This window comes from Pseudomonas sp. NPDC078416 (genome assembly GCF_050268485.1).
Classification (GTDB): domain Bacteria; phylum Pseudomonadota; class Gammaproteobacteria; order Pseudomonadales; family Pseudomonadaceae; genus Aquipseudomonas.
On sequence record NZ_JBNNGV010000019.1, the window covers coordinates 14,258 to 29,071 of the forward strand.

13 protein-coding genes are annotated in these 14,814 nt (G+C 60.1%); 8 read left to right on the forward strand and 5 right to left on the reverse strand.

Going from position 1 to position 14,814, the window contains the following annotated elements; genetic code table 11:
• Positions 1–382: 382 nt before the first annotated feature.
• Positions 383–649 (reverse strand): cold shock domain-containing protein CspD, encoded by a 267-nt coding sequence (cspD, locus tag ACQKEN_RS16770; RefSeq protein WP_427687141.1) that lies wholly within the window; start codon positions 647–649, stop codon positions 383–385.
• Between the two features lie 222 nt (positions 650–871).
• On the opposite strand from cspD, the gene clpS reads away from it, so the two are divergent.
• On the forward strand, positions 872–1,234 hold the full coding sequence (gene clpS / locus ACQKEN_RS16775; RefSeq protein WP_237252308.1) for an ATP-dependent Clp protease adapter ClpS: 363 nt from the start codon (positions 872–874) through the stop codon (positions 1,232–1,234).
• 30 nt (positions 1,235–1,264) lie between these two features.
• A complete protein-coding gene (gene clpA, locus ACQKEN_RS16780) occupies positions 1,265–3,535 on the forward strand; it encodes an ATP-dependent Clp protease ATP-binding subunit ClpA (protein WP_427687143.1) in 2,271 nt (756 codons plus the stop codon).
• Positions 3,536–3,836: 301 nt separating this feature from the next.
• Here the strand turns inward: clpA and infA are convergent, their stop codons facing one another.
• From infA to aat, 3 genes are all read right to left on the reverse strand, one after another.
• Positions 3,837–4,055 (reverse strand): translation initiation factor IF-1, encoded by a 219-nt coding sequence (gene infA, locus ACQKEN_RS16785; RefSeq protein ID WP_002553999.1) that lies wholly within the window; start codon positions 4,053–4,055, stop codon positions 3,837–3,839.
• 101 nt (positions 4,056–4,156) lie between these two features.
• A complete protein-coding gene (locus ACQKEN_RS16790) occupies positions 4,157–4,864 on the reverse strand; it encodes an arginyltransferase (RefSeq protein WP_133777202.1) in 708 nt (235 codons plus the stop codon).
• A 47-nt stretch (positions 4,865–4,911) separates the two neighbouring features.
• Positions 4,912–5,601: a leucyl/phenylalanyl-tRNA--protein transferase gene (aat, locus tag ACQKEN_RS16795; RefSeq protein ID WP_427687146.1), complete on the reverse strand. Its 690-nt coding sequence runs from the start codon at positions 5,599–5,601 to the stop codon at positions 4,912–4,914.
• A gap of 453 nt (positions 5,602–6,054) precedes the next feature.
• On the opposite strand from aat, the gene ACQKEN_RS16800 reads away from it, so the two are divergent.
• From ACQKEN_RS16800 to cysG, 6 genes are all read left to right on the forward strand, one after another.
• Positions 6,055–8,460 (forward strand): DNA translocase FtsK, encoded by a 2,406-nt coding sequence (locus ACQKEN_RS16800; protein ID WP_427687148.1) that lies wholly within the window; start codon positions 6,055–6,057, stop codon positions 8,458–8,460.
• Between the two features lie 76 nt (positions 8,461–8,536).
• Positions 8,537–9,160, forward strand: coding sequence for an outer membrane lipoprotein chaperone LolA (gene lolA / locus ACQKEN_RS16805; RefSeq protein ID WP_427687150.1), 624 nt, complete (start codon positions 8,537–8,539; stop codon positions 9,158–9,160).
• An 18-nt stretch (positions 9,161–9,178) separates the two neighbouring features.
• Positions 9,179–10,501, forward strand: coding sequence for a replication-associated recombination protein A (locus tag ACQKEN_RS16810; protein WP_192174829.1), 1,323 nt, complete (start codon positions 9,179–9,181; stop codon positions 10,499–10,501).
• Entirely contained in the window at positions 10,501–10,878 is a 378-nt protein-coding gene (crcB, locus tag ACQKEN_RS16815; protein ID WP_427687152.1) for a fluoride efflux transporter CrcB, read from the forward strand. Before ACQKEN_RS16810 ends, crcB begins: the two co-directional genes overlap by 1 nt.
• 13 nt (positions 10,879–10,891) lie before the next feature.
• On the forward strand, positions 10,892–12,172 hold the full coding sequence (serS, locus tag ACQKEN_RS16820) for a serine--tRNA ligase (RefSeq protein WP_427687154.1): 1,281 nt from the start codon (positions 10,892–10,894) through the stop codon (positions 12,170–12,172).
• Positions 12,173–13,567: a siroheme synthase CysG gene (cysG, locus tag ACQKEN_RS16825; protein ID WP_427687156.1), complete on the forward strand. Its 1,395-nt coding sequence runs from the start codon at positions 12,173–12,175 to the stop codon at positions 13,565–13,567.
• Between the two features lie 160 nt (positions 13,568–13,727).
• Here the strand turns inward: cysG and ACQKEN_RS16830 are convergent, their stop codons facing one another.
• On the reverse strand, positions 13,728–14,729 hold the full coding sequence (locus ACQKEN_RS16830; protein WP_427687158.1) for a glutathione S-transferase family protein: 1,002 nt from the start codon (positions 14,727–14,729) through the stop codon (positions 13,728–13,730).
• Positions 14,730–14,814: the final 85 nt, after the last annotated feature.

The following is a 14,814-nucleotide window of genomic DNA, read 5'->3' on the forward strand; positions in this document are numbered from 1 at the left end:
ACGGTCACCGGCGCTGAGTATATCACTGCACCCGGCCATTACTACGGTACTCGTGTGACGGCTTTACGGTGTCCGGCGCGATCGCGCGGGCCTCGGGAGGTGTCAGGATTTCCCTGGAAAACCTTCAGCCCTTGTAGCACGGGGGCTGCGGCAACCTGTCGCAGTATCATCAAGACGACAAGGCTGGTCCGATCGCCCACCGGATTTCGACTAAAGGAGCACCTGTGGCCCGGTGCCTTTTACTCGCTTCTATATAGATGCGCGCAATGTATAGAGGAGCCGCAGAGATGAGCAGCACAAAAAAAGCCGGTCAACCCTGAACGGATTGACCGGCTTCTCGAATCTCGCGCTTGAACGGTCCGGCTCAGGCGTGATTGTTGCGCTATGCCTGTTGCTTCTCGAAATGTCGCTCTTGCTGGTGTGCTGCCTCAGGAAGATCAGCAACAGCTTTCGCACTGATGCCTACGGCATGAAGACCCTTGGGGCCCTGAGTGATTTCGAACTGAACCGGCTGGCCGGCCTTCAGCGTCTTGTAGCCTTCCATAGTGATCGCCGAGTAGTGCGCGAACAGGTCTTCAGACTTGCCGTCTTCAACGATGAAGCCATACCCCTTGGCGTTGTTGAACCACTTGACCTTACCGCTGTGCATAGTCACATCCCTCTGCAAAGGACTCCGATGGGAGTATCATCACCTCTCATCCGCCGGACCTAAAAAATTTTGGTTGACTGCGCGGACCCTTTTTACCCAATGTGGGTTCTATTGTTTGTAACACCGATTGGCCGATAGTCAAGGTCAAGCGGCGGTCCAGTTGAAAACCGGTATCACCGCCACCATTTATTTCAATCACGTCCTCTGTGAACCTTCTTTACCATGCATGCAATCAGCAAGATTCGACTAACATTCAATCAGGATGACTCGCATCCCCATGAGGACGATGCGTCGGGCACCGCTGTACAGGAAGCCAAGCCGACATTGCAGGTGCCGCCTATGTACAAGGTGGTTTTGTTCAACGACGACTACACCCCGATGGATTTCGTTGTCGAAGTGCTCGAGGTGTTTTTCAACCTGAATCGTGAGCTGGCGACCAAGGTCATGCTGGCCGTCCATACAGAGGGACGGGCCGTTTGCGGATTGTTTACCCGCGACATCGCCGAGACCAAGGCTATGCAGGTCAACCAGTACGCCAGGGAAAGCCAGCATCCGCTACTCTGTGAAATCGAGAAGGACGGTTAACCGCCGGACACTTGGGTATGAGGTGAAGCTATGTTAAACCGTGAGCTCGAAGTCACCCTCAATCTGGCTTTCAAGGAGGCCCGCTCCAAACGTCATGAGTTCATGACCGTCGAGCACCTCCTGCTGGCCCTATTGGACAATGAGGCTGCCGCCACCGTACTGCGTGCCTGCGGCGCAAACCTCGACAAACTCAAACACGACCTCCAGGAGTTCATCGACTCCACCACGCCGCTGATTCCCGTCCATGACGAGGATCGCGAGACCCAACCTACACTCGGCTTCCAGCGCGTTCTACAGCGTGCGGTTTTTCATGTGCAGAGCTCCGGCAAGCGGGAAGTCACTGGCGCAAACGTGCTGGTGGCAATCTTCAGCGAGCAGGAAAGCCAGGCAGTGTTCCTGCTCAAGCAGCAGAGCGTTGCCCGTATCGATGTCGTCAACTATATCGCCCACGGTATTTCCAAGGTGCCGGGGCATGGCGATCAATCTGAAGGTGAGCAAGATATGCAGGATGACGAGGGCGGTGAGTCTTCTTCCTCAGGCAATCCTCTGGATGCCTATGCGAGCAACCTGAATGAGCTGGCCCGTCAAGGCCGCATCGATCCGCTGGTAGGGCGCGAGATGGAAGTCGAGCGCGTCGCTCAGATTCTCGCGCGGCGTCGCAAGAATAACCCGCTGCTGGTGGGCGAGGCAGGGGTGGGTAAAACCGCCATTGCCGAAGGCCTGGCCAAACGCATCGTCGACAACCAGGTGCCGGATTTGCTGGCCAACAGCGTCGTGTACTCCCTCGACCTGGGCGCACTGCTGGCCGGCACCAAGTACCGTGGCGATTTCGAGAAGCGCTTCAAGGCGTTGCTCGGCGAGTTGAAGAAACGCCCCCACGCGATCCTCTTTATCGACGAAATCCACACCATCATCGGTGCGGGCGCCGCGTCCGGTGGCGTGATGGACGCCTCCAACCTGCTCAAGCCGCTGCTGTCGTCGGGTGATATCCGGTGCATCGGCTCGACCACGTTCCAGGAATTCCGCGGCATCTTCGAGAAAGACCGTGCGCTGGCTCGTCGCTTCCAGAAAGTCGACGTCTCCGAGCCATCCGTCGAAGACACCATCGGCATCCTGCGCGGCCTGAAAGGTCGTTTCGAACAGCATCACAATATCGAATACAGCGACGAAGCCCTGCGTGCTGCTGCTGAACTGGCATCGCGCTACATCAATGACCGTCACATGCCCGACAAGGCCATTGACGTGATTGACGAGGCGGGCGCCTATCAGCGGCTACAACCAGTGGAAATGCGCGTCAAGCGCATTGAAGTGCCACAGGTTGAAGACATCGTGGCGAAGATTGCGCGGATTCCCCCAAAACACGTCAACAGCTCAGACAAAGAGTTGCTGCGTAACCTGGAGCGCGACCTGAAGCTGACGGTGTTCGGTCAGGATGCCGCCATCGACTCGCTGTCCACCGCGATCAAACTGTCGCGTGCAGGCCTCAAGTCGCCGGACAAGCCGGTCGGTTCCTTCCTGTTCGCCGGTCCGACCGGTGTCGGCAAGACCGAGGCAGCGCGTCAGCTGGCCAAGGCGCTGGGGATCGAGCTGGTGCGTTTCGACATGTCCGAGTACATGGAGCGTCACACCGTTTCGCGTCTGATCGGTGCGCCGCCGGGCTATGTCGGTTTTGATCAGGGCGGCCTGCTGACTGAAGCAGTCACCAAACAGCCGCATTGCGTGCTGCTGCTCGATGAGATCGAGAAGGCGCACCCGGAAGTCTTCAATCTGCTGCTGCAGGTCATGGACCATGGGACGCTGACCGACAACAACGGGCGCAAGGCGGACTTCCGCAATGTAATCGTGATCATGACCACCAACGCCGGTGCAGAAACGGCGGCGCGGGCTTCGATCGGTTTCACCCATCAGGATCACTCCTCTGATGCGATGGAAGTGATCAAGAAGAGCTTCACGCCGGAATTCCGCAACCGTCTGGACACCATCATTCAATTCGGTCGCCTCAGCCATGAGGTTATCAAGAACGTGGTGGACAAGTTCCTTACCGAACTTCAGGCGCAACTGGAAGACAAGCGCGTACTGCTGGAAGTGACCGACGCGGTGAGGGGTTACCTGGCCGAAGAGGGTTACGACGCAGCGATGGGTGCGCGTCCGATGGCGCGTCTGATCCAGGACAAGATCAAGCGTCCGCTGGCCGAAGAGATCCTCTTTGGCGAGTTGTCCGAGCATGGCGGTGTTGTACACATCGACTTCAAGGACGGCGAGATCACCTTCGATTACGAGACCACGGCTGAAATGGCCTGACGTTTCGGGTTACTGCAATAAACCTGAAAGGCGCCGATTGGCGCCTTTTTTGTGGGCGTCATGGTCGTGATTCGTGAGGCATGGTTAGACGTGACGCTTCTTGCAATCTGTAGGAGCCGGCTTGCTGGCGAACGCGGTCGTTCAGGGATGAACATGTCGGCTGGCACAATGCTTTCGCCAGCAAGCCGGCTCCTACGGTGTCAGGGCCCTGCAACGATGGTGAGCTTTCAAACAGAAGGGGGGCTGAATCCCGCGCACACAAAAACGCCCGGCATGTGCCGGGCGTTTTTGTTAAGACCTGTTAGCGGGCGCGGTAAGTGATGCGCCCTTTGCTCAAGTCGTAGGGCGTCAGCTCAACGCGGACCTTGTCGCCGGTAAGAATGCGGATGTAGTTCTTGCGCATCTTGCCGGAGATGTGCGCGGTTACGACGTGCCCATTTTCCAACTCCACACGGAACATGGTGTTGGGCAGGGTGTCGACGACAGTGCCTTCCATTTCGAAGCTGTCTTCTTTCGACATGCAGTAAAGCCCTCGGTATCCAATGAATGGCCCGGTGCAAACGGCAGCCAGGCAAAAGCGGGCTGCATTGTGCCCGAAAATTGAGGGTTAAGCCAAGGGCTTCAGTAAAGAGTGACCCATCTTTGATTGGTGAGCAGTTCGATGGGGCGATATTGAGTCTTGTAATTCATCTTTTTGCAGTTTTTTATCCAGTAGCCAAGATACACCGCATGCAATTGCAGACGTGCGGCCTCGGCGATCTGCCAGAGAATCGCGTAACGCCCCAGGCTGCGGCGCTCTTGCGAGGGTTCGTAGAACGTGTAAACAGCAGAAAGTCCGTTAGGCAGCAGGTCAGTGACGGCTACGGCGAGCAGCCTGCCTTCCAGGCGGAATTCGTAAAAACGCGAAAACGGCAGGTCCCGGACCAGGAAGGTGGAAAACTGGTCGCGGCTCGGTGGAAACATATCGCCATCGGCATGGCGCTGCTCGATGTAGCGCTGATACAGATCGAAGTACTCCTCGCTGAAATGCGGCTTGGTGCTCGTCACTTCGACGTCGGCGTTCCTTTTGAAAATACGCTTTTGCTGACGATCGGGCACAAACAGTCCGACCGGAATGCGCGCAGGCACGCAGGCGCTGCAGTTCTGGCAGTGCGGACGGTAAAGATGATCGCCACTGCGGCGAAACCCCATGTCCGAGAGATCGGCATAGACCTGGACGTCCATCGGCTGGCTGGGGTCGAGAAACAGCGTGGTGGCTTGTTCCTCGGGCAGGTAGCTACAGGAGTGGGGTTGAGTGGCATAGAACTTCAGCCGCGCCAGCTCGGTCATGATCAACCCTCGAGAAAAACTGTAGACATCAGTGTAAGCCAGCCCAATCAAACTCGCCTAGGCGACCAATCGGTGTAATTGCTCGCGTCGAGGTGTTTATGCAGATAGTCGGCGAACGTCTGCCGCGCAATCGAGCGCGCGCCAAGGCTTAGCAGGTGCTCGGTAGGCATTTGGCAATCAATCAGAACAAAACCTGATTCTTTCAAGTATTCGACCAACGTTGCGAAGCCGACCTTCGAAGCGTTGTCGGCGCGGCTGAACATCGATTCCCCGAAAAACAGCTGGCCCATCGCCAATCCGTACAGGCCGCCCACCAGCGCTTCGCCGTCCCAGACTTCCACGCTGTGGGCGAAGCCGCGGGCGTGCAGTTCAATGTAAGCCGCCTGCATGGAGTCGGTGATCCACGTGCCGTCGGCGTAGGCCCGGGGTTCGGCGCACGCTTGAATGACCGCCGCGAAATCCTGATCGAAGGTGACCCGATAACGCCCCTGGCGCAGCAGCTTGCCCAGACTGCGTGATACATGGAGCTCATCCGGAAACAGCACGGTGCGCGGGTCCGGTGACCACCAGAGAATCGGCTGGCCCTGCTGGTACCAGGGAAAGCAGCCATGGCGGTATGCGGCAATCAGGCGATCGGCAGACAAATCGCCGCCACCGGCCAGCAGTCCGTTGGGCTCGCGCATGGCTTTTTCCAGCGGTGGGAAATCAAGGGTGTCGCGTTGTAACCAGGTCAGCATGGCATCCAGACTTTACGAGAGGGGAGGGGAGTCAACGCCGGCTTGCAACTCCGTCCTGCAACTGCGGTCACAAGCCGCTTGGTTGCGCCCGGAAATGCGAACCCTTGGTTCCTTCATTCGGGCATGGCCTTTTGATAGTTCAAGGGAGCAGGAAAAACACGTCATAAGCCTTTGTCGGCAAAGAAAATGCGTGCTCAAATTGTCAGCGGCCGGCGAGGCTTGAACATCTGCAAGCACCGCGCCAGACTAACGTAGCGCGCGGCGCGCAAATCCGTACAATGCCGATGTTGTTTAACCTCATTTCAAGTCACCTGTCGAGCGTGCGTTATCGCAGGCACGGTTTTCCAGGCCGATGTTCGGGCCTGTATCGGGAAAGCCACTGCCATTTCGTCAAGGCAGTCGTACACAGTCAATCATCAGATGTTCGCGCTTGCGCGCAGGAATTGAAGCGTTTTGAAGAAATCCACCATAGCACCCACCCCCGTTCCGCTTTGGCGGCAGCACCTGCACTACCGGCTCAAGGAAGGTGCACTGATCGCGTTCGGCGCGCTGTGCCTGTATCTGATCATGGCGCTGCTGACCTACGATCAAGGCGATCCTGGCTGGAGCCACACGAGCAGCTCGGCCCAGGTGCAGAACGCGGCAGGCGTTGCCGGTGCTTATTGCGCCGACATCCTGTTCATGATCCTCGGCTACTTCGCCTACATCTTCCCGTTGCTGCTGGGCGTGAAGGCCTATCAGGTTTTCCGCCATCGTCATGAGCCATGGCAGTGGAGCGGCTGGCTGTTCTCCTGGCGCATGATCGGTCTGGTGTTTCTCGTGCTGGCCGGCGCTTCGCTGGCGCACTTGCATTTCCATTCGGCGTCGGGCCTGCCGGGTTCGGCCGGCGGCGTGCTGGGCGAGGTGCTGGGCGATCTGGCCAAGCGCGCGCTGAACGTTCAGGGCAGTACCTTGCTGTTCATCGCCTTGTTTCTGTTCGGTCTGACCGTGTTCACCGATTTGTCCTGGTTCAAGGTCATGGACAACACCGGCAAGATCACCCTGGACCTGATCGAACTGTTCACCGGATCGCTCAACCGCTGGTGGACCGCCCGCAACGAGCGCAAGCAGATGGTGGCTCAGCTGCGTGAAGTCGACATGCGTGTCGACGAAGTGGTCGCTCCGGTGGCCCCGGATCGACGGGAGCAGGCCAAAGCCAAGGAACGCCTCATCGAGCGCGAGCAGGCGCTGACCGAACATATGGCCGCCCGCGAGAAGCACGTGCCCGCCGTCATCGCGCCAGCACCTCCACGCGCACCCGAGCCGAGCAAACGCGTACAGAAAGAGAAGCAGGCGCCGTTGTTCGTCGACAGCGCCGTGGAAGGCACCTTGCCGCCGATCTCGATCCTCGACCCGGCCGAGAAAAAGCAGCTCAACTATTCGCCTGAATCCCTGGCGGCGGTGGGGCATCTGCTGGAGATCAAGCTGAAGGAATTCGGCGTTGAAGTGACGGTGGACTCGATTCATCCGGGCCCAGTGATCACCCGTTACGAAATCCAGCCGGCTGCCGGCGTGAAAGTCAGCCGTATCTCGAACCTGGCGAAAGACCTGGCGCGCTCCCTGGCAGTGACCAGCGTGCGTGTGGTCGAGGTCATTCCCGGCAAGACCACCGTCGGTATCGAAATCCCCAACGAGGACCGCCAGATCGTGCGCTTCTCCGAGGTCCTCTCGACGCCGGAATACGACGACGCTAAATCGCCGGTCACCCTGGCGCTGGGTCATGACATCGGCGGCAAGCCGGTCATCACCGACCTTGCGAAAATGCCGCACCTGCTGGTCGCCGGTACAACCGGTTCCGGTAAGTCGGTGGGCGTGAACGCCATGATCCTGTCGATCCTGTTCAAGTCCGGGCCGGAAGACGCCAAACTGATCATGATCGACCCGAAAATGCTCGAGCTGTCGATCTACGAAGGCATCCCGCATTTGCTGTGCCCCGTGGTCACCGACATGAAGGACGCCGCCAATGCCCTGCGCTGGTCGGTGGCCGAAATGGAACGCCGCTACAAACTGATGGCCAAGATGGGCGTGCGTAACCTGTCGGGCTTCAACCAGAAGGTGCGCGAAGCCGAGGAAGCCGGCACGCCGCTGTCCGACCCGCTGTACCACCGCGAAAGCATTCACGACGAAGCGCCGCTGCTGACCAAGCTGCCGACCATCGTTGTGGTGGTGGACGAGTTCGCCGACATGATGATGATCGTCGGCAAGAAGGTCGAAGAACTCATCGCCCGTATTGCCCAGAAGGCGCGTGCGGCGGGTATCCACCTGATTCTCGCGACCCAGCGACCTTCGGTGGACGTGATCACCGGCCTGATCAAGGCGAACATCCCGACACGCATGGCGTTCCAGGTGTCGAGCAAGATCGACTCCCGGACCATCATTGATCAGGGCGGCGCCGAACAACTGCTCGGTCACGGCGACATGCTCTACATGCCGCCGGGCACCAGCCTGCCGATTCGTGTGCACGGCGCGTTCGTGTCGGACGAAGAGGTTCACCGCGTCGTTGAGGCGTGGAAGCTGCGTGGCACGCCGAACTACAACGACGACATCCTGGCTGGCGTTGAAGAACCGGGCAGTGGCTTCGACGGTGGTGGTGGCGGCGGTGATGGCGAAGACAGCGAAAGCGATGCGCTGTATGACGAGGCCGTCAAGTTCGTGCTGGAAAGCCGTCGCGCGTCGATCTCCGCCGTGCAGCGCAAGCTGAAGATTGGCTACAACCGCGCCGCACGCATGATCGAAACCATGGAAAACGCCGGCGTCGTGACACCCATGAACACCAATGGCTCGCGTGAAGTGATTGCGCCAGCCCCTGTGCGTGACTGACACTTCCCGGTCACGCGTTACCGGGCGGCGCCATCGCGGCGGCGCCCGGCTTCAACCACACTCAAAGAGGAATCCCATGCGTCTTATCCGCATGCTGTTGGTATCTGCACTGGCTTTTTCGGCTGTCTCGGCCCACGCCGACAGCAAGGACGTGGCGCGCCTGACCCAACTGCTGGAAAACTCGAAAACCCTGAGCGGGCGTTTCTCCCAGCTCACCCTCGACGGTGGCGGCACCCAGTTGCAGGAAACCACCGGCGAAATGACCTTGCAGCGCCCGGGCCTGTTCTACTGGCACACCGACGCGCCGCAAGAGCAACTGATGGTTTCCGATGGCAAGAAGGTTTCCCTGTGGGACCCTGACCTGGAGCAGGTCACCATCAAGACCCTCGACCAGCGTCTGACCCAGACCCCGGCGCTGTTGCTGTCCGGCGACGTGTCGAAAATCAGCGAGAGTTTCGACATCAGCGCCAAGGAAGCCGGTGGCGTGATCGACTTCGTGCTCAAGCCCAAGTCCAAGGACACCCTGTTCGATAGCCTGCGCCTGTCCTTTCGCAACGGCATGATCAACGACATGCAACTGATCGACAGCGTCGGCCAGCGCACCAACATCCTGTTCACCGGCGTCAAGGCCAACGAGCCTGTCGCGGCGAGCAAATTCCAGTTCCAGATCCCGAAGGGCGCTGACGTCATTCAGGAATAAAAGGGGTTCACCTGTTTCATGGACCTGTTCAGCACTGAACCGATCGCGCAACCGTTGGCCGCCCGCCTGCGAGCGACCAATCTGGACGAGTACGTCGGCCAGCAGCATCTGCTTGCCCACGGCAAGCCGCTGCGTGAAGCGCTGGAGCAGGGCGCCCTGCATTCGATGATTTTCTGGGGACCGCCCGGCGTGGGCAAAACCACGCTGGCGCGGTTGCTGGCAAAAGTCTCCGACGCGCATTTTGAAACGGTGTCGGCAGTGCTCGCGGGGGTCAAAGAGATCCGCCAGGCGGTGGAGATCGCCAAGCAGCAGGCGGGTCAGTACGGCCGCCGCACCATCCTGTTCGTCGACGAAGTGCACCGCTTCAACAAGTCGCAGCAGGACGCGTTTCTGCCCTATGTCGAAGACGGCACGCTGATCTTCATCGGCGCCACCACCGAAAACCCCTCATTCGAACTCAACAACGCGCTGCTCTCCCGCGCCCGTGTCTACGTGCTCAAGAGCCTGGACGAAGGGGCGCTGCGGCAGTTGGTCAACCGCGCGCTGACCGAAGAACGCGGGCTGGGCAATCGCCATCTGACCCTGGGCGACGAGGCGTTCACGACGCTGCTGGCTGCAGCGGATGGGGATGGCCGGCGGATGCTCAATCTGCTGGAGAACGCCTCGGACCTGGCAGAAGACGGCAGCGAAATCGATCCTGAATTGCTGCAGAGCCTGCTCGGTGACAGCCGCCGTCGCTTCGACAAGGGTGGCGAAGCGTTCTACGACCAGATTTCCGCGCTGCACAAATCCATTCGCGGCTCCAACCCAGACGCTGCGCTGTACTGGTTCGCGCGGATGATCGACGGCGGCTGCGACCCGTTGTATCTGGCGCGGCGGGTGGTGCGCATGGCCAGCGAAGACATCGGTAACGCCGATCCGCGCGCCTTGCCGCTGTGCATGTCGGCATGGGATGTGCAGGAACGCCTCGGCAGCCCGGAAGGCGAGCTGGCCGTGGCGCAGGCCATCGTTTACCTGGCTTGCGCACCGAAGAGCAACGCCGTGTACATGGGCTTCAAGATGGCCATGCGAGAAGCCACCGAGCATGGCTCGCTGGAAGTCCCGCTGCATCTGCGCAACGCGCCGACCAAGCTGATGAAACAGCTGGGCTACGGCGAAGAATACCGCTACGCCCACGACGAGCCGGACGCTTACGCGGCGGGCGAGGATTACTTCCCGGACGAACTCGAACCGCGCCAGTATTACCAGCCGGTCCCCCGCGGCCTTGAGCTGAAGATCGGCGAAAAGCTCAAACACCTGTCGGCGCTCGACCGCGCCAGCCCACGTCAGAGGAGAAAATAGTGCTTCAATTGATTCTTGCCGTGTCCGCCGGTGGCGTCGCTGGTACATTACTGCGTTTCGCCACGGCTAACGTGGTGGCTGCGAACTGGCCGCGCTATTTCTACACGGCGACATTGGCGGTGAACCTGGTGGGCTGCCTGCTGATCGGTCTGCTCTATGGGCTGTTTCTGATTCGCCCGGAGGTGCCGATCGAGTTACGCGCCGGATTGATGGTGGGATTTCTCGGTGGTTTGACGACGTTTTCGTCTTTCTCACTGGACACGATTCGTCTGCTTGAAAGCGGCCAGGCTCCTCTGGCCATTGGCTACGCCCTCATCAGCGTACTGGGCGGGCTGCTCGCGACATGGGCCGGCCTGTCTTTGACCCGAATTCTATAAACGAGAGACCGATATGCTCGACTCCAAACTGTTACGTACCCAACTTCAGGACGTAGCGGATCGCCTGGCTTCCCGTGGCTACACACTGGACGTGGCCCGCATCGAAGCGCTGGAAGCCCAGCGCAAGACGGTGCAAACCCGCACCGAACAGCTTCAGGCCGAGCGTAACGCCCGTTCCAAATCCATCGGCCAGGCCAAGCAACGCGGCGAAGACATCGCGCCGTTGATGGCGGACATCGATCGCATGGCCGAAGAGCTGAGCACCTGCAAGAAAGAGCTGGACGCCATTCAGTCCGAGCTCGATGCCATGGCGCTGAGCATGCCGAACCTGCCCCACGAATCAGTGCCGGTGGGCGCTGACGAAGAAGAAAACGTCGAAGTGCGCACATGGGGTACGCCGGCGTCGTTCGACTTCGCGGTTCAGGATCACGTTGCCCTGGGCGAGAAGTTCGGCTGGCTGGATTTCGAAACCGCCGCCAAGCTGTCCGGCGCCCGTTTCGCCCTGTTGCGTGGCCCGATTGCGCGCCTGCACCGTGCGCTGGCGCAGTTCATGATCACGCTGCACATCAATGAGCATGGTTACGAAGAGACTTACACGCCATATCTGGTCCAGGCGCCTGCGTTGCAGGGCACCGGCCAGCTGCCGAAATTCGAAGAAGACCTGTTCAAGATCTCCCGCGAAGGCGAGGCCGATCTGTACCTGATCCCGACCGCCGAAGTGTCGCTGACCAACATCGTCTCCGGCGAAATCATCGACGCCAAACAGTTGCCGTTGAAATTCGTCGCCCACACCCCGTGCTTCCGCAGCGAAGCCGGCGCGTCGGGCCGCGACACCCGCGGCATGATCCGTCAGCACCAGTTCGACAAGGTCGAGATGGTGCAGATCGTCGAGCCGGAAAAATCCATGGAAGCGCTGGAGAGCCTGACCGGTCACGCCGAACGCGTTCTGCAACTGCTCGAATTGCCGTACCGCGTCCTGGCGCTGTGCACCGGCGACATGGGTTTCAGCGCAGTGAAAACCTACGACCTGGAAGTGTGGATTCCAAGCCAGGACAAATACCGTGAAATCTCGTCGTGCTCCAACTGCGGCGATTTCCAGGCGCGTCGCATGCAGGCACGCTGGCGCAACCCGGAAACCGGCAAGCCGGAACTGGTCCACACGCTGAACGGTTCGGGTCTCGCGGTGGGTCGCACGCTGGTGGCAGTGCTGGAAAACTACCAGCAGGCCGACGGCTCGATCCGCGTGCCTGAAGTCCTCAAGCCCTGGATGGGCGGCATCGAGGTGATCGGCTAAATGGAATTCCTGCCGCTGTTCCATAACCTTCGTGGCGCTCGGGTGTTGGTGGTGGGCGGCGGCGAGATTGCCTTGCGCAAGTCTCGCCTGCTGGCTGATTCCGGGGCGGTACTACGCGTGGTTGCCCCCGAGATCGGAGTGGAGGTGCGCGAGCTGATCGAGCGCAGTGGTGGCGAGCAGATTCTGCGCGGCTACACCGAGTCTGACCTCAACGGCTGCGTGCTGATCATCGCTGCCACCGACGACGAGCCGCTCAATGCGCAGGTGTCAGCCGATGCACGCCAGCGTGGCGTGCCGGTCAACGTCGTGGATGCGCCTGCGCTGTGCAGCGTGATCTTCCCGGCGATCGTCGACCGGTCGCCGCTGGTGATTGCGGTGTCCAGCGGTGGCGATGCGCCGGTGCTGGCACGTCTGATCCGCGCCAAGCTGGAAACCTGGATTCCACCGACTTACGGGCATCTGGCCGGTCTGGCCGCACGCTTTCGTCATCAGGTGAAAGGGCTGTTTCCTAACGTTCAGCAGCGTCGGGCGTTCTGGGAGGATGTATTTCAGGGGCCTATCGCCGATCGGCAACTGGCCGGGCAGGGCGCTGAAGCCGAGCGTCTGTTACAAGCCAAGATCGATGGCGATGCGCCGCCCACGACCGGCGAGGTGTACCTCGTGGGCGCGGGGCCGGGCGATCCTGATCTGCTGACCTTTCGCGCACTGCGTCTGATGCAACAGGCGGACGTCGTTCTGTACGACCGCCTGGTCGCGCCGGCGATTCTGGATTTGTGCCGCCGCGATGCCGACCGGGTTTACGTCGGCAAGCAGCGCGCCGATCACGCCTTGCCTCAGGATCAGATCAACCAGCAATTGGTGGATCTGGCCAAGCAGGGTAAACGCGTGGTGCGGCTCAAGGGCGGCGATCCGTTCATCTTCGGCCGTGGCGGCGAGGAAATCGAAGAGTTGGCGGCCCACGGCATTCCCTTTCAGGTCGTGCCGGGCATTACGGCGGCCAGTGGTTGCGCGGCCTACGCCGGGATTCCGCTGACCCACCGCGATCACGCGCAGTCGGTGCGTTTCGTGACGGGTCACCTGAAGAACGGCTCTACCGACCTGCCGTGGAAGGATCTGGTGTCGCCATCGCAGACCCTGGTGCTCTACATGGGCCTGATCGGGCTACCGGTCATTTGCGAGCAGTTGGTCAAACATGGCCGCTCGGCCGATACGCCCGCTGCGCTGATCCAGCAGGGCACCACGGTCAACCAGCGCGTCTTCACCGGCACGCTCGCCAATCTGCCGCAATTGGTCGCGGAGCATGAGGTTCATGCGCCGACGCTGGTGATCGTGGGGGAGGTGGTGAAGTTGCGGGAAAAACTGGCGTGGTTCGAAGGCGCTCAGGCGACCGTCTGATCTCGCCCGTGCGCCTGCGCTGAATTCGCAATAAGCGTGTGTGGTGGGACAAAATCTGTAGGAGCCGGCTTGCTGGCGAACGCAGCTGATCATTGACGAATGTATCGACTGACACGCCGCGTTCGCCAGCAAGCCGGCTCCTACAATTGCATCGTTCAGGTCAGCTGTTCTGCAAAATCCCTTTCCCGCTCAAACGCCCGCGATCATGCTCGCCGCTGAAATCCTGCTGCGGCCCTTTCGGCACAACACCGGTCGGATTGATGGTGGCATGGCTGCCGTAGTAGTGATGCTTGATGTGTACAAAATCCACCGTCTCAGCCACACCCGGCAGCTGGTACATCTCGCGCACCCAGTGGCTCAGGTTCGGGTAGTCGGCAATGCGCCTCAGGTTGCACTTGAAGTGCCCGTGGTACACCGCGTCAAACCGGATCAACGTGGTGAACAGGCGTACATCCGCTTCGGTCAGGTATTCACCTGCCAGGTAACGCTTTTCGCCCAGCAGTGTTTCCAGCGCATCCAGCTCGGCAAACACTTCATCGAACGCCTCTTCGTACGCACCTTGTGACGTGGCGAAGCCGGCGCGATAGACACCGTTGTTCACGGCCGGGTAAATACGGTCGTTCAGCCGGTCGATTTCGTTGCGCAGCGGCTCTGGATAGAGATCCAGGTGATTGCCGGTCAGTTCGTCGAACGCCGAATTGAACATCCGGATGATTTCCGACGACTCATTGCTGACGATACGATTCAGCTGCTTGTCCCACAGCACCGGTACCGTGACCCGACCGGTGTAATCGGCGGTGTCGGCGAGGTAGCGCTGGTACATGAAGGTATGGCCGTCCAGCGCATCGCCGGTGGAGCCGGTCTGCTTGTCGAACGTCCAGCCGTTTTCGCGCATCAGCCAGCTGACCACGGAGACGTCGATCAGGCTTTCCAGGCCCTTGAGCTTGCGCACGATCAACGTGCGGTGGGCCCACGGGCAGGCCAGGGAAACGTACAGATGGTAGCGACCCGCTTCTGCCTTGAAGCCGCCTTCACCGGACGGTCCGGGACGTCCATCGCTGGTGACCCAGTTCCGGCGCTTGGCTTGCTCACGCTGAAAAGCGCCGTCTTTGCTGCTTTCGTACCACTGGTCTTGCCAGCGTCCTTCAACGAGAAGGCCCATGTCTGACTCCAAATTGAGCTGTACCGAAGTACGTTGGAGATCAGTCTAAAGGCAATCGTTCGAACGAATAACGCAAAGACTGGGG

Coding starts and splice junctions, on each gene's coding strand:
- cspD (WP_427687141.1), bottom strand. CDS start 649: ATGCACAGCGGTAAGGTCAAGTGGTTCAACAACGCCAAGGGGTATGGC.
- clpS (WP_237252308.1), top strand. CDS start 872: ATGCATGCAATCAGCAAGATTCGACTAACATTCAATCAGGATGACTCG.
- clpA (WP_427687143.1), top strand. CDS start 1,265: ATGTTAAACCGTGAGCTCGAAGTCACCCTCAATCTGGCTTTCAAGGAG.
- infA (WP_002553999.1), bottom strand. CDS start 4,055: ATGTCGAAAGAAGACAGCTTCGAAATGGAAGGCACTGTCGTCGACACC.
- ACQKEN_RS16790 (WP_133777202.1), bottom strand. CDS start 4,864: ATGACCGAGCTGGCGCGGCTGAAGTTCTATGCCACTCAACCCCACTCC.
- aat (WP_427687146.1), bottom strand. CDS start 5,601: ATGCTGACCTGGTTACAACGCGACACCCTTGATTTCCCACCGCTGGAA.
- lolA (WP_427687150.1), top strand. CDS start 8,537: ATGCGTCTTATCCGCATGCTGTTGGTATCTGCACTGGCTTTTTCGGCT.
- ACQKEN_RS16810 (WP_192174829.1), top strand. CDS start 9,179: ATGGACCTGTTCAGCACTGAACCGATCGCGCAACCGTTGGCCGCCCGC.
- serS (WP_427687154.1), top strand. CDS start 10,892: ATGCTCGACTCCAAACTGTTACGTACCCAACTTCAGGACGTAGCGGAT.
- cysG (WP_427687156.1), top strand. CDS start 12,173: ATGGAATTCCTGCCGCTGTTCCATAACCTTCGTGGCGCTCGGGTGTTG.
- ACQKEN_RS16830 (WP_427687158.1), bottom strand. CDS start 14,729: ATGGGCCTTCTCGTTGAAGGACGCTGGCAAGACCAGTGGTACGAAAGC.